Raw genomic sequence first — 745 nt, 5'->3', positions numbered from 1 at the left:
AACCAAGATGGTATCCGTCCAGATAAAATCACTATTCATTTAATGGCAAATGGTCAAGAGGTACACACAACAGAAGCTACAGTAGCTAATAACTGGTCATATAGCTTTAGTGACTTACCTAAGTTCGAAAATGGTCAAGAAATTAACTACACAGTAATAGAAGATCAAGTTCCTGGCTATACTGGAGAACAAAATGGTAATGACTTTACTAATACTCACACACCAGCTACTATTCAAGTTAGTGGTATTAAGACTTGGAATGATAACAACGATCAAGACGGTATCCGCCCAGAAAAAATTACTGTTAATCTTCTAGCTAATGGTAAGAAAGTAGACTCAAAAGAAGTCACAGCAAATGATAACTGGTCATATAGCTTTAGTGACTTACCTAAGTTTGAAAATGGTCAAGAAATCAAGTACACAGTAAATGAAGATGCTGTTAAAGATTACACCACAGAGATAATTGGTAATAATATCACAAATAGCTACACACCAGGAAAAACTGCTGTTAATGTGACTAAAGTTTGGCTTGATAATAACAATCAAGATGGAATACGTCCAAGTGAAATTAAAGTTCAACTTTATGCAAATGGTAAAGCTATTAAAGATAAAGTAACCACTTTATCAGCAGCTAATAACTGGCAAGCTAATTTTACAGACTTAGACATTAAAGCAGATGGTAAAATCATTGATTACACTGTCAAAGAAGTTACTGTACCAAAAGGTTATAAAGATAAAGTTACAG

At 33.7% G+C, this 745-nt stretch carries 1 protein-coding gene; it reads left to right on the top strand.

Going from position 1 to position 745, the window contains the following annotated elements:
• Positions 1-745 (top strand): Cna B-type domain-containing protein (locus HMPREF0819_RS04880; RefSeq protein WP_004232993.1); only part of this gene is annotated, 745 nt, incomplete at both ends.

Source organism: Streptococcus equinus ATCC 9812 (genome assembly GCF_000187265.1).
In the GTDB taxonomy this organism is placed as follows: domain Bacteria; phylum Bacillota; class Bacilli; order Lactobacillales; family Streptococcaceae; genus Streptococcus; species Streptococcus equinus.
This window is presented reverse-complemented; position numbering and strand designations above follow the sequence as displayed.